The sequence below is a fragment of the Psychrobacter sp. 4Bb genome (assembly GCF_002836735.1).
Lineage (GTDB): Bacteria > Pseudomonadota > Gammaproteobacteria > Pseudomonadales > Moraxellaceae > Psychrobacter.
On sequence record NZ_PJAS01000043.1, the window covers coordinates 1 to 23,236 of the forward strand.

The 23,236-nt window shown below is 44.6% G+C and carries 21 protein-coding genes; 8 read left to right on the top strand and 13 right to left on the bottom strand.

Going from position 1 to position 23,236, the window contains the following annotated elements:
• The 9 genes from CXF60_RS01715 to CXF60_RS01755 all read right to left on the bottom strand — a co-directional run.
• Positions 1-489: TRAP transporter small permease (locus CXF60_RS01715; RefSeq protein ID WP_102090525.1), on the bottom strand; the 489-nt coding region annotated here is incomplete at its 3' end.
• Between the two features lie 168 nt (positions 490-657).
• Positions 658-1,305, bottom strand: coding sequence for a 3-oxoacid CoA-transferase subunit B (locus CXF60_RS01720; protein WP_102090526.1), 648 nt, complete (start codon positions 1,303-1,305; stop codon positions 658-660).
• Positions 1,302-1,976, bottom strand: coding sequence for a 3-oxoacid CoA-transferase subunit A (locus CXF60_RS01725; RefSeq protein ID WP_102090527.1), 675 nt, complete (start codon positions 1,974-1,976; stop codon positions 1,302-1,304). The genes CXF60_RS01720 and CXF60_RS01725 overlap by 4 nt, the downstream gene beginning before the upstream one ends.
• Before the next feature lie 59 nt (positions 1,977-2,035).
• On the bottom strand, positions 2,036-3,226 hold the full coding sequence (pobA, locus tag CXF60_RS01730; protein WP_102090528.1) for a 4-hydroxybenzoate 3-monooxygenase: 1,191 nt from the start codon (positions 3,224-3,226) through the stop codon (positions 2,036-2,038).
• A 117-nt stretch (positions 3,227-3,343) separates the two neighbouring features.
• Complete coding sequence (gene pcaG, locus CXF60_RS01735; protein WP_102090529.1) at positions 3,344-3,967, bottom strand: protocatechuate 3,4-dioxygenase subunit alpha; 624 nt, start codon at positions 3,965-3,967, stop codon at positions 3,344-3,346.
• 3 nt (positions 3,968-3,970) lie between these two features.
• Entirely contained in the window at positions 3,971-4,699 is a 729-nt protein-coding gene (pcaH, locus tag CXF60_RS01740; protein ID WP_102090530.1) for a protocatechuate 3,4-dioxygenase subunit beta, read from the bottom strand.
• 62 nt (positions 4,700-4,761) lie between these two features.
• The gene (locus CXF60_RS01745; protein ID WP_102090531.1) at positions 4,762-5,934 is read right to left on the bottom strand and encodes an alpha/beta fold hydrolase; all 1,173 of its coding nucleotides are present in this window, start codon (positions 5,932-5,934) and stop codon (positions 4,762-4,764) included.
• Complete coding sequence (gene pcaF, locus CXF60_RS01750; RefSeq protein WP_102090532.1) at positions 5,934-7,145, bottom strand: 3-oxoadipyl-CoA thiolase; 1,212 nt, start codon at positions 7,143-7,145, stop codon at positions 5,934-5,936. Before pcaF ends, CXF60_RS01745 begins: the two co-directional genes overlap by 1 nt.
• Before the next feature lie 314 nt (positions 7,146-7,459).
• Entirely contained in the window at positions 7,460-8,185 is a 726-nt protein-coding gene (locus CXF60_RS01755; protein ID WP_102090533.1) for a GntR family transcriptional regulator, read from the bottom strand.
• Between the two features lie 379 nt (positions 8,186-8,564).
• Between CXF60_RS01755 and CXF60_RS01760 the strand changes: the two genes are divergently transcribed.
• Together CXF60_RS01760 and CXF60_RS01765 are read left to right on the top strand one after the other, a co-directional pair.
• Positions 8,565-9,611 carry an aromatic ring-hydroxylating oxygenase subunit alpha gene (locus CXF60_RS01760; protein ID WP_102090534.1) on the top strand — a complete coding sequence of 349 codons (1,047 nt, stop codon included), beginning with the start codon at positions 8,565-8,567 and terminating at the stop codon, positions 9,609-9,611.
• A gap of 92 nt (positions 9,612-9,703) precedes the next feature.
• Positions 9,704-10,657, top strand: coding sequence for a PDR/VanB family oxidoreductase (locus tag CXF60_RS01765; RefSeq protein WP_102090535.1), 954 nt, complete (start codon positions 9,704-9,706; stop codon positions 10,655-10,657).
• A gap of 85 nt (positions 10,658-10,742) precedes the next feature.
• Here CXF60_RS01765 and CXF60_RS01770 read toward each other — a convergent pair whose 3' ends face one another.
• The 3 genes from CXF60_RS01770 to CXF60_RS01780 form a co-directional block, all read right to left on the bottom strand.
• Positions 10,743-11,696, bottom strand: coding sequence for an IS256 family transposase, variant Zn-binding type (locus CXF60_RS01770; protein WP_416376860.1), 954 nt, complete (start codon positions 11,694-11,696; stop codon positions 10,743-10,745).
• 68 nt (positions 11,697-11,764) lie between these two features.
• Complete coding sequence (dctP, locus tag CXF60_RS01775; RefSeq protein WP_102090537.1) at positions 11,765-12,820, bottom strand: TRAP transporter substrate-binding protein; 1,056 nt, start codon at positions 12,818-12,820, stop codon at positions 11,765-11,767.
• A gap of 539 nt (positions 12,821-13,359) precedes the next feature.
• Positions 13,360-14,142, bottom strand: a complete 783-nt coding sequence (locus CXF60_RS01780) for an IclR family transcriptional regulator domain-containing protein (RefSeq protein ID WP_102090538.1) — start codon at positions 14,140-14,142, stop codon at positions 13,360-13,362.
• Between the two features lie 39 nt (positions 14,143-14,181).
• On the opposite strand from CXF60_RS01780, the gene CXF60_RS01785 reads away from it, so the two are divergent.
• The 3 genes from CXF60_RS01785 to CXF60_RS01795 all read left to right on the top strand — a co-directional run bounded on the left by CXF60_RS01785 (position 14,182) and on the right by CXF60_RS01795 (position 17,679).
• Positions 14,182-15,540, top strand: coding sequence for a lyase family protein (locus CXF60_RS01785; protein WP_102090539.1), 1,359 nt, complete (start codon positions 14,182-14,184; stop codon positions 15,538-15,540).
• 126 nt (positions 15,541-15,666) lie between these two features.
• Positions 15,667-16,728, top strand: a complete 1,062-nt coding sequence (locus CXF60_RS01790) for a TRAP transporter substrate-binding protein (RefSeq protein ID WP_102090540.1) — start codon at positions 15,667-15,669, stop codon at positions 16,726-16,728.
• A gap of 39 nt (positions 16,729-16,767) precedes the next feature.
• A complete protein-coding gene (locus CXF60_RS01795; RefSeq protein ID WP_102090541.1) occupies positions 16,768-17,679 on the top strand; it encodes an MBL fold metallo-hydrolase in 912 nt (303 codons plus the stop codon).
• Positions 17,680-17,704: 25 nt separating this feature from the next.
• On the opposite strand, the gene CXF60_RS01800 is transcribed toward CXF60_RS01795, so the two are convergent.
• A complete protein-coding gene (locus CXF60_RS01800) occupies positions 17,705-18,361 on the bottom strand; it encodes an IS1595 family transposase (RefSeq protein WP_102090542.1) in 657 nt (218 codons plus the stop codon).
• A 99-nt stretch (positions 18,362-18,460) separates the two neighbouring features.
• On the opposite strand from CXF60_RS01800, the gene CXF60_RS01805 reads away from it, so the two are divergent.
• The 3 genes from CXF60_RS01805 (at position 18,461) to CXF60_RS01815 (ending at position 22,491) form a co-directional block, all read left to right on the top strand.
• Positions 18,461-19,306, top strand: coding sequence for a hypothetical protein (locus tag CXF60_RS01805; protein WP_102090543.1), 846 nt, complete (start codon positions 18,461-18,463; stop codon positions 19,304-19,306).
• 118 nt (positions 19,307-19,424) lie between these two features.
• A complete protein-coding gene (locus CXF60_RS01810; RefSeq protein ID WP_228707000.1) occupies positions 19,425-19,730 on the top strand; it encodes a helix-turn-helix transcriptional regulator in 306 nt (101 codons plus the stop codon).
• Positions 19,731-19,887: 157 nt separating this feature from the next.
• Entirely contained in the window at positions 19,888-22,491 is a 2,604-nt protein-coding gene (locus CXF60_RS01815) for a hypothetical protein (protein WP_145990192.1), read from the top strand.
• The last annotated feature ends 745 nt before the right edge of the window (positions 22,492-23,236 follow it).

Consider the following 23,236-nt stretch of genomic DNA (forward strand, 5'->3'; position numbering starts at 1 on the left):
TTTAAAGATGTTGATGGATTCGATCAGTGAGCGGATGGCCAGTAAGGCGCTTAACAAAGCACTGATGAGGTAGATTGGCATCATGGAGATACGAAGATCTTGGGTGACTTTGCCAAACTCCATGGCGTCGATGGCGCTCTCATAGAGTCCCCATGCAAAGACGATGCCGATGGCAAAGAAGCCAAGCATAAAGACGCCCATCATGTAGCCTTTGATAGACTGGGGCATCTTCTGGGTAAAGACATCTACGATGATTTGTGAGCGTTCGACAAAAGCGGCAAAGGCAGCCAGTAGTGCAAAGAGCATAAAGTAGGAGACGATCTCTACACTGCCTTTGACGGTAAAGCCAAACTCACCGCCAGTAAGTTTAAAGATGTAACGGGCGACGACGTCTAGCATGGTGGTGAGAACAATAATGATAAGACTGATACCGCCTATAAGCTGACACAATCTAGAGATGAGGACGCTGAGCTTGATTAGTAGGGTCATGTTGCACCTACCGCGTTACCAAAGGCAGATACATAATGAGTCGACTCATTATGTATAAGCGGCCAAACAGTCTGCATGACTGCTATAGACAATTTTTTTTTCATCATGAAATCCCTTCTTGATGGTTAAGAACTTTACGTATGATGGAACACTAAGCGTTTATCTAAATTATGGTTGTTGCAATGCGGCACCTGTTTTTGCTTGCAACTCATCAAAGGTTAGTCCATCGACCATGTCACGAACCATCAACCCTTGCTCAGTGATATCAATCACCGCAAGATCCGTATAAATTCGATTAACACATTTTTCGCCAGTGATAGGTAGCTTTAGATTTTCGACAATTTTAGGATCACCATTTTTGCTAACATGATCCATGATGACGTACACTTTTTTAGCACCAACTGCCAAATCCATGGCACCGCCAACGGCTGGAATGTCTTTTGGACGACCCAAAAACCAGTTGGCAATATCGCCATTTTCAGCCACTTCAAATGCCCCAAGAACACATAGGTCAATGTGCCCTCCACGGATCATGGCAAACGAGTCACCATGGTGAAAATAACTACCACCTTTGAGTAAGGTGATATATTGTTTACCGGCATTGATCAAGTCGCCATCTCTATCCGCTTCCTCAGGCGCTGGTCCCATACCTAGCACACCGTTCTCACTGTGCAAAAAAATGTCTTTGTCTTTTGGAAGAAAATCAGCGACTCGGGTTGGCTGTCCGATGCCTAGATTGACATACATACCCTCTTCGATATCTTGGGCAACGCGCTTGGCAATCTCTTCGACTGAACGTGAGGTGTAATCACTCATGATGCCTCTCCTTCAATACAGACGACTTCGTGGACAAAAATACCTGGGGTGATAATGTGTTCTGGATCGAGTACTCCGAGCTCAACCACTTCGCTGACTTGAGCGATAGTATGGTGGGAGGCTGCCGCCATAATCGGACCAAAATTACGCGCAGCTTTGCGATACGTCAGATTGCCCCAGCGATCGCCTTTAAAGGCTTTAATCAAGGCAAAATCAGCTTTAATAGGATATTCCAATACGTAGTTTTTGCCGTCAATCTTGCGGGTTTCCTTGCCTTCCGCAAGCAGTGTGCCGTAGGCCGTTGGGGTATAAATGGCACCAAGACCACTACCACCTGCTTGCATACGCGCCGCTAGCGTGCCTTGCGGTACCACTTCTAACTCAATTTTTCCTGCGCGGTAAAGATCATCAAAGATATACGAGTCATGCTGACGCGGAAACGAGCAAATAATCTTGCGCACGCAACCTGACTTTAGTAACAGTGCCAATCCCGTCTCGCCATTGCCTGCATTATTGCTAACGATGGTTAAATCCTTAGCATTGCGTTCAATCAGTGCGTCAATCAGTTCTGCTGGTTGACCTGCCAAACCAAAGCCACCTATCAAAATGGTTGCGCCATCATTGATATGGCTCATGGCATCGATAGCAGATTCCGTCACTTTATTTAACATTGAATCATCCTATATAAAAGAGTTAAGTCGCCAGATATAAATAATTGAAACGCAGCTATTTACTCCAATGCCTCAAACGGTAAGCCGACGTAGTTTTCAGCTATCGTGGCTTTGCCAGCATCTGAATGAATAAAGTAATCAAACTCAGCCTGCTGTACTCGAAAATCAAAACGACCTGCACTCTGAAAACGGTGTAATAGCATCGTCATCCACCACGAAAAACGAACCGCTTTCCAAGCACGTGCCAAACAGATTTCTTGATAACGAGGAATCAGGTCAGTACGTTGCTCCTCGTAGATTTTTACGAATAAACGAAAGGCTGTTTCTACGTCGCTTGCAGCAAGGTTCAAACCCTTAGCACCCGTTGGTGGAACGATGTGTGCGGCATCTCCTAATAGGAACACTTTGCCATATTGCATGGTTTCGCAGACATAAGAGCGCAGTGGAGCAATACTCATCTCAATAGCAGGCCCAGTTACCAATCGTTCTGCCATCTCAGACGGAATACGGCGTTTGAGCTCAGCCCAAAATTTCTCTTCGTTCCAGTTTTCGATCTTATCTGTGTCTGGTACTTGGATATAGTAGCGGCTACGGGTTGGCGAGCGCATCGAACATAGCGCAAAACCGCGCTCATGGGCACAATAAACCAACTCATCATTCACAGGTGGAGTGTCACTCATGAGCCCAAGCCAACCAAACGGATAGACTTTTTCATATTCTTCTAGTTCGTTAGAGGGGATGGATTTACGTGAGATACCATGAGAGCCATCACAGCCAGCGATGTAATCACAGTCCAAATGGAACGATTCGCCATTATGCTGATAGGTCACGTAAGGATTGTCTGATTCAATATCATGGAGCTCGACGTTTTCTGCTTCATAAACCGTTGTGCCACCGACTTTTTCACGTGCTTCCATCAAGTCGCGCGTTACCTCAGTCTGCCCATACACAACGACATGCTTGCCGCCACTGTGTTTTTCTATGTCGATGTGGTAGTGCTCGCCCTGAAAACTAAAATCCGTACCAGTATGAACCAATCCTTCTTTATCCATGCGCGCTCCGGCCCCTGACTCGCGGATCAGGTTGACCGTACCCTGCTCTAAAACGCCTGCGCGAATACGACTTAGGACATACTCGCCCGTTTTGCGCTCTAAAATGACATTGTCGATACCCGCTTTCGTCAGTAATTGCCCAAGCAGTAATCCAGATGGGCCTGCACCAACAATCGCAACTTGTGTTTTCTGTTTCATGAAATCCCTCTCACTTGTTATTTGGCAAATTCCACTTTGCCTAAAGACGTTGAATAAAAAATACTAACGGTCTAAAAATGCCTATGTATTAATCTATTGGTATTACAGAATAATTCGCTAAAAATCAAAGAAAACAGTCTCATTATCGCCTTGTAAATAAATATCAAATCGATAGCGGGGCTTACCATCGCTTTGCTCTTTTTTGGCAATCAGCGTTTTACGACGTTCTGCTGAAGGCACACTATTTAATATAGGACACTCGGTATTCGCTTCTGGTTCGTCATCGAAATAGGCACGGGTTTGTAGATGCAAGTTGATGCCACGAGCAAAAATGGCAAGGTTGACGTGCGGCGCCATAGGCTTACCATAAAAATCTACCTGTCCTGGTTTTACCGTATGGAAATGAAAATCGCCATCTAAGGCACAAGCACTACGCCCAAATCCACTAAAAGGTTGTTTGTTGTCAAAATTGGCAACATAGTTACCACTGCTGTCCGCTTGCCATATTTCAATCAGGGCATCATGAACCGCTTCACCATTACCATCGTATACATGACCCACTAACTCGATATGCTCACCTTTAGCACCTTCTTTGGCCAAATCTTGCCAAATTTCATCTGAACGAGATTCAAAACCTGCTATTTCTAATGCCAAACCGATATGCACAAAAGGCCCTGCCGTTTGTGACGCCGTCTCACGCAGCAAACCGCTATCATCTTGTAATTTGTATTGGCTATACATGATCTACTCCTCAAAATACGTTTGTAATGCACCGCGCACCACGATGTCAAAACGATAGGCCAAACAATCCATTGGCTTACTCATGGTCATATCTAAGCGGGCAATCATCGTTTCAACCGCTTCTGGGTCTTTTAGCACTTGTACAATCGGACATAGCGGAATGAGCGGATCCCCTTCGAAGTACAATTGCGTAATCAAGCGCGTCGAAATAGAAGGTCCCATCACTGATACGTGAATGTGTGCTGGACGCCAGGTATTCACACCATTTGGCCACGGATAAGGACCTGGTCTTACCGTACGAAACCGATAGCGACCTTCAGCATCAGTGATGCAGCGACCGACGCCACCGAAGTTGGGGTCTAGTGGTGCCAAATAACCATCTTTTTTGTGACGGTATTTACCACCCGCATTGGCTTGCCACATCTCAACCAAAGTATTGGGCACAGGCTTGCCAAACTGATCAATCACCTGACCGTGCATGATGATACGCTCACCAATAGGCAACCCTGCTTGCTCGCCTTCTGTCCGAAAATTCATGAGCAAGTCATTGTCATACTGACCGATTTCTAAGCCATCAAAAATAGGACCACTACGCTCTGAGTCACTGGCTCTTTGGATACTGACCAATGCCTGACTGGGTGAACGCGCCACCGAGGTTTTGTAGCCAGGCGTATACTGTTCAGGCTGCCAAGACCGATCACGTGGAAGAAAAGAAGGGTATTTATGACTCATTGCAGTGTTCTCCATACTAATAATACAAATTTGATGTCTGGCGTCTGATTGACTATTAACCTTTATAACAAGGCATCGCCCCATCCGTTTTCTTTGGCCAACGAAAACGCATGATTGGCCGCTGGCACACCTGCATAAATAGACACATGCATCAATACTTGGCGCAACTGATCTTCGGAGATACCCAAGCGCTTGGCGGTACGCAAATGCAGCCCTAGCTCGCCATCACGACCAAGCGCGGCCAATATACCCGTGGTAATCATACTGCGCTGTTGCACCGTGAGACTAGGGTCACCCCACAGCTCGCCCCATGCGTTACGGGTGATAAATTGCTGGAACGGGCTGTCTAATGTCGTGGCGTTTTTGGACGCGCGCTCGACATGGGCATCACCCAAAATGTGCTTGCGCTGTGTCAGACCTTGCTCGTAGCTGATGCCTGTCTCACCAACGGTGGCGCGGCCAGCATTATTCTGAATATGCGCCACCAAATTATCGGTCGCTTCAATAGATGGGACATGCCCCACGCCTTCAAAGACGCTTAGGCTTGCATCAGCAAATTCAGCTTGTAGGGATTCTAGTGCCGCAATCGGTGTAGAGACATCCTCTGCACCCGCGATAAGCGATACCTGACTGGGATAATCGGCAAGCTTTCCACGGTTATCGACTTGCGCCAATACCTCACACAGCTTAGCGTAGCTTTCGTCATCCGTGCGTGACAGCTGCACTTGCCAGCCTTGTGAGACTTCAGGATTTTTCTCGATATAAGCAGGTGCAAACCAGCGCGGTACAATGGTGGCTGCCATCTCGCCCAAGCCCAACTGGCGCACGTTAGCCGCACGCTCCGCCCACGCCGCTGCGGTGCCAATGACCGCGCCAGTATTGGTCAGCCATACCTGCTCTAAACGCTCAGCGGCGATTTGACATAACGACTGACCAATCACGCCGCCGATTGACGTACCAATGAAGTTAAAAGTCTCAATCTGCAGGTGATCGGCAAGCGCCGTAACATCCAATGCCAACTGCTCAGCACTCAGCCCTTTTGCAGCCGCGCCGCTACTCCCGTGACCGGGGAAATCCCAGCGCACACAGCGATAATGTCCATGCAGCCCATCACATACGGTGTCCCACACATCACGGCTCATACCAAGCGGATGCGCCATAAAAATCGCTGGCAAGTACGTCTCGCCGCTGTCTTGGTAAGCGATCAGATGCGCGTCTGTGTTCAAAAATGCCATTATTCCTCTCCTACTCGTGAAACGATGAGCGCGATGCCTTGCCCCACACCAATACACATGGTGCATAGCGCACGCTGTGCATCGGTACGTTGTAATTCGTGAACCGCTGAAATCAAGATACGCGCGCCAGACGCGCCAAGCGGATGACCCAAGGCGATTGAGCCGCCTCTAGGATTGATACGTGGATCACGGTCATCCAGCCCAAGGGCGCGTGAGCAAGCCAATGCTTGTGCCGCAAACGCTTCATTTAGCTCAATAACATCCATATCATCTAGCGTCAAATTGAGTTTCTTTAACAGCTTTTGGGTCGCTGGTACGGGGCCTATACCCATAATCTCTGGCAACACACCTGCCGTTGCCATCCCTTCGATTTTTGCCACTGGGGTTAGACCGTACTTTTCAACGGCCGCTTCGCTGGCAATCAGCATAGCCGCCGCGCCATCATTGATACCTGAGGCATTACCAGCCGTCACCGTGCCGTCCTTATAGATAGGGCGCAGTTTTTCTAAGGCTTCTATGGTTGTGTCTGGACGTGGATGCTCATCTGTATCAACGATGAGTGCGTCCTTCTTGTATCTCTCGATAGTGATAGGAGTGATTTCAGCCGCCAGTTGTCCATTGTCTTGTGCAGCCGCGGCTTTTTGCTGCGACCATAGCGCGAAGCTGTCTTGATCGGCACGTGAGATATTGTATTGTTTGGCTAGATTTTCCGCGGTTTGCGGCATGGCTTCTGTACCATAGAGCGCATCTAGCTTTTTGTTGATAAAGCGCCAGCCCATGGTCGTGTCTTGCAAGGTTTGGCTGCGGCCGTAGGCTTTTTCGGGCTTACCCATAACAAAGGGCGCGCGCGTCATGGACTCAACGCCACCTGCCAGCACCAGATCCATCTCGCCGCTGGCAATCGCGCGAAACGCAGTGCCGACCGCATCCAGACCTGAGCCGCACAACCGATTGATGGTATTGGCAGGGACGGTCTCTGGTAGACCTGATAGCAGCACACTCATACGCGCCACGTTGCGGTTGTCTTCGCCGCTTTGGTTGGCACAGCCCATAAAGGCATCTTCAATCGCGCTGTGATCAAAGTCAGGCGCATCATCGATTACCGCCTTGATGACTTGCGCTAACAGATCGTCAGGGCGAATATCTGCCAGAGCGCCGCCGTAGCGACCCACTGCTGAACGTTTTGGATGACAAATATAGACTGCGGCCATGCTGCTCTCTCCCTAGAGACGATATGAATACGCTATGTGAGTACGTTATATCCTTACAAGCCAATATTGATGATTACCAATATTGTTCTATATAAGAATTATTGTTCGTATAATGAATTAAATTACACCCTTTTTTTTCGCTTGTCAATTGAGTTATTCCGTATTATCTTCAATTGAACCTCCTATTTCACATTTCTTTTATCGCGGCAAATCTCAGAAACATGACGAATGATTTACCCAAAAATAAAAAAGACCCGGTTGGGTCTTTTTTGTTCATATATAGTTTGATCGTAAATAGGTGAAGTGAATAGCAACTAGTCATTACTGACATCAAAGCCAATCACCCGTATCGTATCGGGATCCTTTAGTTCAGAGTTGAATATCTGTGCATAACGCAAGGTGGCATTGGCATGCTCTCTCATGATCCCTTCAGCTCTGGCTCCTTGACCATGACTGATTGCATCAAAAACCGCGTGATGCTGCATATGGGCAAAATTAAACCGCCGATACTCGCCTGCCAAGTTATTACGATCAATCGCCAACGAGCTGACGGAGGCAAAAGGCAGGTGCTCACTGCGCGTCTTTGCAATATCGATGGCAGGGTTGTGGCTGGCTGCAATGATTAACGCATGAAAGCGTTGGTTAATCTCATGATAGATTTCAAGATCTTCTTCGGTCACATACCCTTTGGCAAACAATGCATCCCCTTTTACCAGACATGTCACCATGCTTTGACGGTGTTCTGCCGTCAGTCCTCTTTCCGCAGCCTGCCGTGCAGCCAAGCCTTCTAACACGCCTCTAACTTCAACCGCGCCATTGATTTCTTCGGGCGTCACTTCGCGCACGCGATAGCCGCGATTCTTGATTTTAATCAATAGCCCTTCTTGCGCAAGCGCACCAAACGCGATACGTATCGGTGTACGAGACACGCCCAGACGTTCAGCTGTCGGTATTTCAGCAATACGCTCTCCAGCTACCAATTCACCAGAGAGAATCATTTGCCGTAGTGCACTGATCACGCGTTGTCCCGCTTCACTCATTCAAACCTCACCATCCATTCACATTTTTAAAAGACCAAACGAGCCTGCCATCAAGACCAACATCAAAATCGACATCATTTAGCTCAGCATCAGCATAGCACGCTAGCAGCATAAACAGTGTGCGCCAATCATAGACCAACCATCCTATTTTTTATTGGTTGTGTCTGCTCAGACATACTTTCGATAAGAATGACGAAGGCAAAGTAATACCTAGCAATAAGAATAAATACATTATTGTTGATCTGTATAAAATTTGCACAAAAAAATAGATAATATTGACTTATTGGATCCAATTTACCAAAATTTTAGTAGACAAAAGCTATTTTTATGCTAAATTGGATCCAGTTATATGAATTTTTACAAACAAAAGGAGCTTGTTATGTTTCCAAAAAACTGCTGGTACGTTGCCTGTACACCAGATGAATTTCAAGAAAAGCCGCTAGGACGCACCATATGCGGCGAAAACATTGTCTTTTATCAAAGCGCCACAGGGGTCGCCGCTGTCGAAGACTTTTGTCCGCATCGAGGCGCGCCTTTATCACTAGGTTATGTAGAAGATGGCCTACTGGTGTGTGGCTATCACGGCTTAAAGATGGGTGGCGACGGAAAAACTGCAGCTATGCCAGGCCAACGAGTCAGAGGCTTTCCTTGCAACCGCAGCTACCCTGTCATCGAGCGTCATGGCTTCGTGTGGGTGTGGACGGGTGATGCCGAGCTTGCCGATGAATCCAACATTCCAGAATTAGAATGGGCAAACAATCCTGAGTGGGCGTATGGCGGCGGGCTGTTCCACATTAACTGTGATTATCGCCTCATGATCGACAATCTGATGGACCTCACCCATGAGACCTATGTCCATGCCAGCAGTATCGGACAAGAAGAAATCGACGAAACTCCTGTCCATACCACCTCCGAAGACGACATGGTTATCACCAGCCGCTTTATAGAAAACATCATTGCTCCGCCTTTTTGGCAAGCTGCCCTGCGCGCCAATCAACTGGCTGATGATGTACCGGTAGACAGATGGCAAATATGTAAGTTTAGCCCGCCCAGTCACGTCATGATTGAAGTTGGGGTTGCCCATGCTGGAAAAGGTGGTCACGACGCGGATCCTGAGCACAAGGCAGGCAGCATCGTCGTCGATTTTATCACCCCTGAGACTGAAACCTCTATTTGGTATTTTTGGGGCATGGCGCGTAACTTCAAACCTGAGGATACCGAGCTGACAGAGCAGATTCGTCAAGGACAGCATCAGATCTTTAGCGAGGATTTGGAGATGCTAGAACGTCAGCAGCTCAACTTGTTGACATATCCTGATCGCAAACTACTAAAACTGAATATTGATACCGGTGGCGTCAAGTCACGGCGTATCTTAGACACGCTCATCAAAGAAGAAAACCAAATGATAGAGAACGTCAATTTATAAACGCTGAGGTTAATACCATTATCAAATGACAATTTAATAAATAATTTGCTAAGTATGCTGACATGGTATTTAGTGGATTAAGGATACCTATCATGATGGAAGTTTTGGTAAAGTCAAAAGAAGTGATCGCTGATGATATCTGTCTTTTTGAGCTAGCAAGCGCAAGTAATAAAGCGCTACCCCCTTTTAGTGCGGGCGCCCATGTTGATGTCAAAATACCTAACGGCATCACGCGCCAATACTCGCTATGCAATCACCCCCACGAAAAACATCGTTACCAAATAGCGGTACTCAAAGACCCCGCTTCACGTGGCGGATCGGTAGCCATGCACCAGCAAATAAATATCGGCGACCGCATAGAGATTAGCGAACCCAAAAACCTTTTTCCACTGGCTCATGACGCCAAGCGCAGTTTACTATTTGCAGGTGGCATCGGCATCACGCCAATCTTGTGTATGGCAGAGCGACTGGCCCATACTAACGCAGACTTTGAGCTGCATTACTGCACGCGCAGCCCAGAAAAAACCGCTTTTATGCAGCGTATTCAGGCATCGGCTTTTGCTGATCGGGTACATTTTCACTTCGATGATGGGGATATCACGCAAAAGCTGGATGCAGCAAGCGTCCTTGCCACGCCTTACTCTGACACGCATGTATACGTGTGTGGCCCTGGTGGTTTTATGGAACACGTTCTTGAGACCGCAAAAGCACAAGATTGGCCTGCTGCACAATTACATCGCGAGTATTTTTCAGCCACGCCGATCAGCACGGCCGATGATGATAGCTTTGATGTGCAGATTAGTAGCACAGGACAAATCATCAATGTACCCGCGGACAAAACGGTCATTGAAGCCTTAGAAGCATTCGATATTGAAATTCCTTTTTCTTGCGAATCGGGTATGTGCGGCACGTGTTTGACTCGTGTGCTAGACGGTGTGCCAGATCATAAAGACGTGTTTCTCACCGAAGAAGAACAGGCGAAAAACGACCAGTTTACCCCATGCTGTTCACGAGCAAAAAGCGCTCAGCTGGTACTGGATATTTAGAGCGTATTACCTTTAAATAACACCTTAAAAAAGACCCTATTAGGGTCTTTTTTTATGGTTCATGGCGTAATGGACAAAATTCATTCTATTTGAGTGACTTTGATAGTAGAAAGTCTTTAATAAACCGTAACTTACGGTTCTCATTTAAGCCATGATGACTGTGCAATTGTCGCTTTAACTCACTGAATAAACCTTCAAGCGTATTGGTCGTATTTGGTATGTCTAACTGCTCATATTCTTGATAAGTGAATAGCCAATCACTATTGGTTCTGAGACTACGATAAGCACTTCTGAGACGTCTATGTGTGTACCATGTTCTACCAGTATCAGTGTTAATACTACATTCATTCAGATAGTCTTCATGAGTTAAATACCAGTGATCTAAGCGCTTAATGAAGTCGGCTTTATCAAGCCCAGTTAAGTTTAAAGTGAGCCCACGAAGCTCAATACTGGCAATGTTCTTAGGGCGACGAGTCAGATAACGGGTCACTATTTGCAGTTGATGGAACTGACACATCTGACAAGGAATGCTCGTAAATAGCGTCCTAAGTCCTCGTCTGCCATCACAGGTGATGCTTTGTATATCAATACCTGACGACTTTAAGTAGTCCGTCCCTTGCTTGTAGGCACCATTAGTTTCGTGACTCACTACCGCGTAATGAAGAACGGCTCTAGTGGTATTGTCCATGAATACCATCAGACCAAACTGGCGACCGAAGTAAGTGGTGTCCATAATAATGTTAACGCACTTAGGCCGTTTAATCTGAAATTCAAGACTGACGTTGTCTAAGCGTCTTTGAATGGTTTTAAGACTGCAGTGGTATTTGTCAGCCAGTTGTTTGTACGTCTGTTTACCTTGCGTATATTCCGTCCAAAGTGCTTCGTTATTGAGTCTTATACCGCCCAAAAACTGCCGCTTGCAAGAGAGACATTGGTACTGTTGTTTGCCTAGCTTACGTCCATTCTTTTTAGTGTGTTTATCACGACAAAAAGGGCAGTTTTTTGATTCATGGCGTTGATTCCTTGCAAATACAGACAGTATATAGCTTTAGAACCTACGCCAGCATGAAAAATGTCCATTACACCTGGTTCAAAAGTGTTGATAGACTACACTTTACAAGCCGCACTGGCTTCTTGCGCCTTTTGGTAGACCATTTGAGAATCTAAGCCCAAAGCAGCGACATCGTTTAGATACTTTTTAGTACCTACTTCTAGTGGACCTTTCCATTGCGGATCGTTTAAGGGATCGGGGATGTCGATCATGGTGTCGCCTTTGGCTTTGGCTTCAGCCATATATTTAGCATCCTGAGCATCAAAGACTTTACCAGCGCTCGCCGCCATGGCTTTACCCGAGTTATCATCGATGACTTTTTTGAGATCATCGGGCAGGCTTTCATACTTATCTTTATTCATCGTAACCATCATGGCAGAGCTATAAAACGGGATGTTGGTATGGGTATTGGTCAGCTCAATCAACCTAAACGATCCCATTGCATCCCACGTCAGGCTTACCCCATCTAAAACGCCGCGCTGCAAAGAGGTATACAAATCTGGGGCGGGCAGACCGACGGGCGTACCGCCTGCTGACTCAATGATATCCCCTGCAATCGCTGATGGTCGGCGCATACGCAGGCCCTTTAAATCATCTGGTGTACGAATAGCTTTATCAACTGTATGCATCCCACCAGGGCCCGTACCCATCATAAATAATAAATGGGTATCGTCGTACTCACTGGAGATTACGCCATCATCATAAAGCGTCTGTAGCATGCAGTTCATTTGCGTGGCTGAGCTGGACAAGCCCGGCAGCTCTGCCACTTGCGTCAAGGGGAAGCGGCCATTGGTATAGCCTTGCAGCTGTGTGCCAATATCGATCGTACCTTTGGCGGTAGCCTCATAAGTAGCATCAGGTTTGCTTAGAGTGGCAGAGGGATATATTTCAATTTTTAAGCGGCCGTTCGAGTCTGCCTCGATCTTTTTTGCCCAAGGCTCTATCACCTCTGTATGCGCGGCAGATGTCGCTGGCCATAAATGTGACAAGCGTAATGTGGTGACTGTATCGTTACTTGTCTTAGCATTTGTCGTGGCCTCGTTCGATGGTGAGCAGGCCGTCAAGCCGATTAAAGCGGCAAGTGTCAGGCTCAAAGGCAGTATCTTTCTCATCATAAAATCCCTTTTTGATCGTTCAAGTACCCCAGATCCAATATATGCTCAATGAATGTTGTCTCATAGGCTCATGGTTTGAAGTAAAAAACAGTAAATTTCCGTATTTGTGTGTCCAAACTTTTATCGTTAAACAATCTATCGATACGGTTGCATTTGTTCTATAATAGAATTAATGTTCGTATAGTGAATTAAATTACACTTTTATTATTCTTCTGTCAATGGTTTCTGCATCATACTGAGACTGTTTATAGTTGATTCAATCTAAAGTGAACTCACTATATACCAGCCGACATTGGGCTCGAACTCGTATACTTATTATCGCGATATATAGTCGAAGCAGTTTAAAGTGAGTACAAGGCAACCGAGTGCAGATAGTACCGTTGTAAAGCAAGCGAGGTTAACACCGTACCCATTTATAAATGCTTTGACTATAAGCTAGGCTCAACCTAATAAAAAAGGCTGCCAACTCTATAAAGCGTTGGCAGCCTTGATATTGATATCAGTCATTGAATCGTTTTCATATTGAGATCACTGTCTCAAATATAATAAGTTTGGATTTTTTCAGCACAATCACGCAAGATGGGCAAAAACTCTTCGATGAGCATCTCTTTTGATACGCGCATGGCATTGGTACTGATGTTGATGGCACCGATCAGCTCATTGTTTGATTTATAGATAGGTATCGCAAGGGAGCGTAAACCGGTGTCCAGCTCTTGATCGACAACCACGTATTGCTCATCACAAGCGTCGCTTAACATTTTTTTGAATTGTTCACGATCAGTGATACTAAAGGGCGTATACGCGTTTAGCTCTATTTTATTGATATAGTCGTCCCGCTCATTCTTGGGTAGATTGGCCAAGATAGCACGGCCCATAGAGGTGTAAGCAACAGGCAGCCGAGTACCGATAGAGAGCGCGATTGACAACAGACGATGCTTGGCCGCAGATCGTGCGATATACACCACTTCGTCATCATCTAGTACGGCAAATGAACAAGACTCACCCGTTTTTTCGGTCACACGTTCTAGATAGAATTGCACAATATCGTGATGATGCGCACTGCTTAAATAACTGGATCCAATGCTGAGTGTCTTGGGAGAGAGTTTAAATTGGCGCTTATCCTTATGGACATACCCCAAAGCGTGCAGCGTCAGCAGATAGCGCCGAGCCTTTGCTCTGTCCATATCGGTACATTCGGCGACCTCACTCAGCGTCATCGTAGAATGGTTGTCATCAAACGCACGCAGAACGCTCAAGCCGCCTGCAAGAGATGTCACAAAATCTGGACTATCAAAGGGTATTTTCTTATCTTGTGTCATAGAAATATTTTTTATACTTACCAAAGTTAGGGATTCTAAATGAAAATCAATCGATTAATCAATCAGCCTTTTGTACATCTTGGCATTGCCGAGGCACTTTCTGATCGGGCTTTCATTGAAGCAATGATAGATTTTGAGTTAGCCGTTTTAGAACATAGGGAGCAGAATCAGCTTATCCCAAAAAACACATTTCAACAATCTAAACACGCATTGGATATAGAATTGTTTGATATTGATGCTATTGGAGCCCAGACTTATTTAGGTGGTAACGCAGCTATCCCTTTTGTGGCGCAAGCAAAGTCTTTGCTACCATCAGACGTAAGGCCTTTTTTTCATCAAACACTGACCAGTCAAGATGTGATTGATACTGCCATGATGATGATGCTCAAGCCCTCACTTGAGCATATCACGCAAGATTTGGAGGAGATACTCACCGCTTGCTCGGTACTGATTAAAGCGCATCGCTCGTCACCTATGGCAGGTAGAACTTTAATGCAGCAAGCCCTACCGATTACTTTTGGCACAAAAGTCGCCCAGTGGGCCGCTCCACTGATCGCCATCATACCTGATTTGTCGCAATTAATTCAGTCGGGGTTTTACTTACAATGGGGCGGCCCTGTTGGAGTAAGTCACGAAGACAATGAAGACCATAATTTGCCGCAACAAGTGGCAGCGTCGCTTGGGCTCTCAGCGCCGCTCCTCCCTTGGCATACCAATAGACAGCCTATCCATGCAATTGCTTCCCTATTGGATGCTTGTGCAGGCACGATAGAAAATATTGTCGATGACATTGCCTTGATGTCTCAATCTGAGTTGGGTGAAGTGGCTGAACCTCCTATCGAGGGCATGGGCGGCTCTTCATCTATGCCGCACAAACGCAACCCAGTACTGTGCGCTTTGATTAAGACCGCCGCGCTCAGAATGCATGGGCACTTAAGCGTCATTAGTAATACTACCGCCCAGCCCTTTGAGCGCGCACTGGGACAATGGCATGCCAGCTGGGTGCCTTTAACTGAAGGCATGGCGCTAGTAGCAGGCGGCGTATCGTACTTAAAGACCTTATTACAAGGGCTACAAGTGTACCCTGAGCGTATGTCTGCCAACCTTGATTTGAATAGCGATGCTTATTTGAGCAAAAGCTTAAAGGAATACTTTGCACATAACGAAGACGCTATCTATCCTTTGATAGAGCAAGCGAGTGAAGAAGCGCATAGCAAACATCAAGGGTTTGTCACCACGTTTCAGGCCTTGCTAGCAGAGCATTCTATCGAGCTGAGCGAGGATCATGAGCTGATAATTATTTTGTCACCACTTAGCTATTGCGGCGCGGCGCAAAGACAATGCGACACGATATTACAAGCCATTGAAAATACCACTTTAAAAAATGAGTCAGCGTGATGCATAACCGCCATCGGATCAATTGACAAAACGCTTAAAAAAAGGTATTTTAAATTCACTATGCGAACAATAGTTCTTATTTAGAACAAATATTTTATAATACAGCATCAAAAAAGGGATTTTATGATGAGAAAGATACTACCTTTGAGCCTAACCCCTCTGAGCATCACATTGGCAGCTGTGCTGGCCTTAACAGGGTGTTCACAGTCAAATGAGTCCACCACAGCGAACAACGATGCGGTCACTACCCTACGCTTCTCGCACTTTTGGCCTGCAACAGCAGCAACGCATACCGAGATCTTTGAGCCTTGGGCGCGTAAAGTTGAAGCTGAGTCTGATGGCCGCCTCAAAGTTGAGATATATCCCTCTGCCACCCTAAGTAAACCCGACGCCACCTATGATGCCACCGCCAAAGGCACGGTCGATATCGGCTCTCAGTTGCAAGGCTACACCAACGGGCGCTTCCCCTTGACCCAAGTCGCTGAACTTCCCGGTCTATCTAACTCCGCCACACAAATGAACTGCATCTTACAGACGCTCTATGATGATGGCGTAATCTCCAGTGAGTACGACGATACCCATTTATTATTTATGATGGGTACGGGCCCTGGTGGGATGCATACAGTTGATAAAGCTATTCGTACACCAGATGATTTAAAGGGCCTGCGTATGCGCCGACCATCAGCGATCGCAGGCGACATCATTGAATCTGCAGGCGGCACACCAGTCGGCCTACCAGCTACCGACATATATACTTCGCTGCAGCGCGGCGTATTAGATGGGGTAAGCCTACCATGGGATGCCACCGGCTCTTTTCGCTTGATCGAGCTGACCAATACCCATACCAACATCCCGTTTTATAGCTCGGCTATCATGGTCACGATGAATAAAGACAAGTACGATAGCCTGCCTGATGACCTCAAAAAAGTCATCGATGATAACTCGGGCAAAGCCATGGCCGCAAGCGCTGGTAAAGTGTTCGATGCTGAAGATGCCAAATATATGGCCGAAGCCAAAGCCAAAGGCGATACCATGATTGATATCCTTGATCCTTTAAATGACCCGCAATGGAAAGGGCCTTTAGAGGCAGGTACGCAAAAATATCTAAACAATGTTGCAGCACTCGGCCTCGACCCACAAGCGGTATATGAAAAAGCACAAGAAGCCAGCGCCGCGTGTAAGGTTTAATCCATATCACGGCTTATAGATGATCAAGGATGATCAAACATGAAAATCAAAACACCGATGACATGGATATCATTGTTTACTGCTGCTGTCTTATCGACAATCGCAGCGAACGCAGAAACACGGGTGATTATGCTAGGTACAGGTACACCAGTGCCCAATGCCGAACGTGCAGGTTCAGGCGTCGCGGTGATTCATAATGGTGAAGCCTATCTATTTGACTTGGGTCACGGCACGGTGCAACGCGCCATTCAAGCGTGGAAAACAATGGATGCGCCTGAATTAAACCCAATAAAGATCAAAAATGTATTTTTGACTCATTTGCATAGCGATCATACGTTGGACTATCCAGAGTTGGCGGCAACTTACTGGTGGCGACGCGACAAGCAGCTGCATGCTTATGGGCCAACAGGGCTTCAGAGTATGACCAACGGCTACTATGACATGCAAAAAATGGACATCTCCCTACGTCTTAATGGCAATACGCCTATACGCGACGCCGATATGTATAAAGTTGATGTGACTGAAATATCTAAAGACGGCGTTATTTTTAATGATAACGATTTCACGGTAGAAGCGTTCACCGTGAGTCATGGCGATATCGAGCCAGCTTATGGCTACAGAATCACCACCCCTAATAAAACCATCGTCATCTCAGGTGACACCACCTATAACAAGAACTTGATCAAAAATGCCAAAAACGCGGATATTTTGATTCATGAAGTGATCAGTCATGAAGGCTGGAGCGCGCTAGATAAAAACTGGCAAAACTACCATCAACTGTCCCACACTTTGACAACGGATTTGGCCAAAATCGCCAATCAGACCAAACCAGGTCTGTTGGTGTTGACCCATGTTCTCCATTATGGCGCGCCCATCGAAACCGCTTATACTGAGGTTGTATCACATTACAATGGCAAAGTCGCATTGGCCAATGACCTTGATGAGTATTAAATTAAGGGGCTGTAGTAGATAAGGATTAAATATCACACCATTTTCTCAGCGTTTTAAGCTGATTAGATGGTGACCCGTAGTTAAATCTAAACTCGCACTCTTTTAAAAATAAATGGAAGTTCTTCTTATCGATTCCATTATATTTTCTGAGTGTCCGTTTAGACTGATTCCAAAAGTTCTCAATACCATTGATGTGATTGTTTTTACCGCAAGTAAACTCTTTAGAGTGATTGACTCTGAAATGTTTAAAGTCATTCACATCCAGTGCATTGTAACTTCGATAGCTGTCAGTATAAACAAAGCTGTCAGGCTTGATTTTACGCTTGATAACGGGCATTGGCGTGGTTTGTTTGGTGTCTGCTACGACAATGGTATAAACCTTACCATTTCGTTTTAGGATGCCAAACACCGCTGTCTTACCAGCAGCACCTCGGCCTCTTTTGCCTTTACGTACACCGCCGAAGTAACTTTCATCTAATTCGACTTCACTGTCAAAGATGTCATCTGCTTCAAGAGATAAATAATACTCTATAACGAGTCTTATTTTATGGTAAAAAAGTGCAGCAGTATTAGGCTGAATATTGAGTAAATCTGCGGCCGTTCTAGCGGTTACTTCAGCCGTAAAAAACTCTAACAGTCGTCGCTGTACTTTTTTGCTGAGTTTACAACGGGTTATCTTCATAAAAGTAGTCTAGCATAGTGCTTATCTACTACAGCCCCTAAATATATTAATAACAGTATCTATTTATATCTACGAAATAAACTATAAGGCAATACCTACATGAACATCTTCGATTTTAAAGAATACTTAAGCATCGATGAGATGATCACATATATGAAGCTTTATAATCTCGGAGAGGTTAGTAAGAAAAACGCTATTACTTTAGTAAAAGACTTGGTCAGAGAGGATAAACTAAAGTTAGCTATTTGGTATAAGGGTAAATTCATTCATGAAATAACAACAGCTACTCAAGGTGAAATAGACAAAATAGATTTTGAAACTGAGCTTGAAAATGGCTTTCTAAACGGTGCTTATATACTAATAGATAATGAACACATTCTAAGTTTATTAGCAAAACCTGGGGCTGAACAAGCTAATCTGCAAATTACAGAATTCCCTGAAGAAAAGCTCTATTTTAAGTTTACTGCGAAAGAAATGAATGACTACTATAATCAGAAAAGTTCTATTATGGAAGCAGGCATTCCTTACTCATCTTTTTTTATAGATAGAGCAGACTATGTTCTAGAGATAGATGATATTAGAATTGGGAAAGATAGCTTAAATAAATTGATAGATAAGCCTGATACTCAGCAGCAGTTAATAAAGAAAGATGAGAAAATTGCTGAGTTGGAAGAGCAGTTAGAAAAGAAGGAAGCTGAGTTAGCAAACCAAATAGTAAACGCTGATAAGGAATTGAATCCGAAAAGTATAAGATCGGTAACCTGTCTATTAAACGTCTTATTTTATAAAGCTCAATTAGATATTAACGCGCACAAGGGCACGACTAACGCAAAAATAGTTAGCTTATCGAAAGATCTTAATGCAAAAATAACAGAAAAGCCTGTAAGTGATTGGATTAAACGAGTTCAACAATTGAGAATTGACACACAAAACAATAATAAGTAAAAAACAGGGGTATATCACCGTTATATACCCTTATAAACCTCCTGCTCTTACTCATACAATAGCTTCACGTTAGCCGTAACGCACCGTTACAGCTCAACTCACTACGTGGAGCTATATAATGAATGAGCAACAAGAAACCACATCCGCAGCTGCTTTTAAAGTATCTAGTAAGCAGCCAATGATGCCCACCTCTACCCTCCCACCAGAGGGCATGAGTAGAGCCAGCAAACTTTTACCTTTATTACCTTTCGGCAGCACCACCTTGTGGGAGTGGTCAAAAAGCGGGAAATTTCCTGCACCTGTCAAGGTCTCTAATACAATCACAGCATGGCGTAATCGTGACGTACTGAATTGGCTTGAACACTGGCACCCTGATGAATCTGAAATTAACAATTCTGATAATAACGAAGTTGATGGGTGCTAATATGATAGATATTAAAAATACCCCTGACGCGGCAAACGTAGGGGCATTAGTTAAATATGAACAATTCAATACTCAAATCATAGCAAACCTAAGTATTATTACGAGTATAACACCAAAGACTCTAACTAAAAAGCGAACACTAGGCGCTAATGGTGACATGATAACCGATACCATAGCACAAATGACTAAAGGTAAGGTGGTAAACGTAAGCGTTTATAGCGCTCAACAAGTAGCCAATATATTGGACAGTCTCGAGTACAATCAGGCGATAACCTGGGGTATTCATGCCGGCGAGAATAATGAAACGCTGCTATTAAGTAGTAAAATTTATAAGGAACAAGGCAGCCCAGATAACGCATTAACACGAACAAGTAAGCATTTTGAATGGGGTAATTATGGCGGTGTTATGATGCTCGACTGCGACGATAAGACGCTATCAAAAGCAGATTTTATCAAGGCTGTTAATAATGTTATACCGCTTGATAATATACCCTACATATGGCGGCCAAGCTCAAGCAGCTATATTTATAATGGTAATGAGCAATTAAACGGCCTAAGTGGTCAACGGCTTTATATTTTTGTAGCTGACGCAAGCGACATATCACGTGCCGGCAAGATACTATTTGAACGGTTATGGCTCAATGGTCATGGTTATTATGAGATTAGCAAGGCAGGAAGTTATTTAGAGCGTTCACCGATTGATGGCGCTGTATTCCAGCCTAATCGCTTAGACTTTGCCGCTGGCTCACGTTGTATAGCGCCATTGGAACAGCGTTCAGTAGCGACAGAATGCTATGAGGGCCAGCCACTAGACACAAAGACGGTATTACCTGAACTGACAGCAAAACAGCAAAAAGAGCTCGCTACACTCAAAGAGCAAGCCAAAGCACCCTATGCTGATGAAGTAACCAAAATAAGAACAATATTCAGTCATGATAAAGCTATTGCTAACTTAACTAAGCAAGGAATTACAAAGCCTACAGACGATCAATTAATCGTCGCAAAAAACAACGTATTACGCGCCTTGAGCATGAACGTATTAGCCGGTGATTTTATCATCACATTAGCGGACGGCAAACATGCAACGATAGGCGAAGTATTAGACGACCCAGAACACTATCACGGGGCAATCACTAAAGACCCGTTAGAGCCTGACTATAATAACCACAGCAATACAGGTAAGTTATATCTACAAGGCCAAAGCCCGCGCCTTTTTAGCCAAGCACACGGAGGTAAGTCTTATAAACTTACGAGGCAGCCGCGCCGCTTGGAGCATGTAGGCGGTAAGATGACCGACACCACGTTACAGACATTACGACTTATGCGAGCATTGCCAGATTATTATGATATGGGTGACCAGTTAATCACTGTCAAAGACGGTAATATAATGCCGTTTAGTGAACCACTATTAGAGCATGAGCTAGGCGCTATAGCTCAGTATTGGCAGTGGCAAAAAACTGGCAAAATAATGCATGAGCGGCTAATTGATCCGCCAGCAAAGGTTATTAAGCAAATATTGGCAATGCACAAACACAGGGGCTTAAAGTCGCTAAACGCTGTCATTAACGCGCCAACCATAACGCATGATGACCACATTGTCAGCAAGCAAGGTTACGATGCCGCCAGTCAGCTATATCTTGATTGTTCGGATCATGGTGTAAGCGTGCCAGCATTGATAAATGAACAAGATGCAATAGCCGCATACCATGAGTTAATGAAACCGTTTGACACGTTTGATTTTGCAGATGACGTGAGCCGTAGTGTAGCCTTATCAGCCATACTGACAGCGATAACACGCCCAACGCAAGCCACAGCCCCAGCTTTTGCTTTTGATGCGCCTAAGCAAGGCTCTGGTAAGACGTACTTTTGTGAGTGTTTAGGATTACTTGCAACAGGTACAGCCCCAGCAATGACACCTAGTATAGAAAAGAATGAAGACGAAATCCGCAAAACATTACTATCTATGGCTATGGAGGGACGGCGCTTTATAATCTGGGATAACGTAATGGGGCATTTTAATAGCGCGACAATCGCATCATTCCTGACATCGGAACGCGTGAGCGGACGCATACTGGGACAAACTCAAAATATAGAAGTAGCACACCGCGCCATGTTTTTATTGACTGGTAATAATATAACTCTAGTTGGTGACATGCCGCGCCGCGTCTTAACATGCCGATTTGACACAGGTATAGAGAACCCTACTAAAGCAAAGCGCAATTTATCTGCTATTGATGGATTAAAACCAGCTGCATACATAAAGCGTAACCGATACAAGCTAGCCACCGCAGCTATAACTTTGATACGTGGCTACCTTCAAAGTGAAACATACAGCAAGTATCGTCTGGCTGAAGATAGCTTATCTGGTTTTGAGAGCTGGGACACTGTAGCACGTCAGCCCGTGTTATGGTTATCTACACAAGTAGCAGGACTAACAGATCCTAAACGCTCAATTGATGACAACATGGCGAAAGATCCAGAGCATGAAACGCTAAGCCAGTTACTAGCATGCATTTATAAATGGCGAAGTAATATAATATTTAATGCTAGGGAATTACACGATCAAGCTATACGTAACGCTCAGATAGATAATGACTTACAAGAAATATTGCTAGACCTGAACGGCGGTAAGCCATTGAGTAGCCGATCAGTTGGTATGATGTTGAGATTTAGACACGGACGCATTGCCGATGGTTTAAAGTTAGAGCTATGCAAAGAAAGTACAAGGGGAAACAGCTTTAAAGTTATAAAGCTTACGTAAATTATTACAAAACACCAATAGGTATAAATATGAGCCAAACATTAATTGTTCGGCTTTTTTTTATGGTCAGTTTTAGCTAAAAAGGTAGGACAAGAAGGACTAATAGGACTGTATAACCTCAACGGTTTTGAAAGTTATTATATAAATACAATAGGTTATAAGTATAGGTAGACTCAAATAATCCTACTACTGCTACTTGTCATACCTATAATATTGCGAGTTTGTAAATGGTATTAGTAGATATACTGATCACTAACCAAAATATGAATACACGTTACTGATAATCTACCTAAGCCTATTTATATAAGGCTTACGCCACAAATCGCTAATAATAAGATTTGTCAGGTGTCCTTGTAAAAATCGAGGTTTGATCATAGACCTTATTTTTTGAGAATATATACTAACAATCTTAGCTTTAGAGTAGATTAAATTTAAAATTATGGTCCGTTTAGTGGTAGCTATCATTTTTTATTGAGCGACAGAACCCTTCTTATTGTGGTACTCAGTATATTATTAAGAAGTCTTTAAAAAATAAACTATTGAGTAAATTACAAAACATAAAACGCTTTACCCCTTTATCTATATAGCTTTAGAAGCTTTCTATATTTTTAGTTTTACTTAGATGATGTTGTCAATATAGGGGTTTGAAGTTTATAGCATGGTAAAGGTTTAAGTTTTGTGATTTAGCAAGTTAGAATTGCTTTTAGTGAATTTTATTTAACTATTTTATTAGGTTTTACAGGTA